This window comes from Halomonas sp. V046 (assembly GCF_052645355.1).
Genome location: NZ_JBQXYF010000085.1, coordinates 1 through 255 on the forward strand (window position 1 = coordinate 1; position 255 = coordinate 255).

1 protein-coding gene is annotated in these 255 nt (G+C 66.7%); it reads left to right on the forward strand.

The genetic code is table 11. The annotated features are described in order from the left end of the window. Nucleotides 1-255, forward strand: a 255-nt coding sequence (locus ACUN9Y_RS22355; RefSeq protein WP_445462933.1) for a hypothetical protein, incomplete at both ends; no start/stop codon positions are given.

Sequence of the window (255 nt, forward strand, 5' to 3'; positions counted from 1 at the left end):
ATGACAACACCACCGAGCACAGCACCCAGGGCACCGACAGCGACGGTATCCAGGACGACTTCGCGGTCACCCTGACCGACAGCGATGGCGACGTTGCGACCACGACCCTCACGATCGATGTGAAGGACGACGTGCCGGACGCCGTCGACGATGACGGCGGCGAGATCAACGAGAACACCCCGATCACCGTCGACGTGCTGGCCAATGACGTCGCCGGCGCCGATGGCCCGCTGACCCTGACCGGGGCGACCCTGG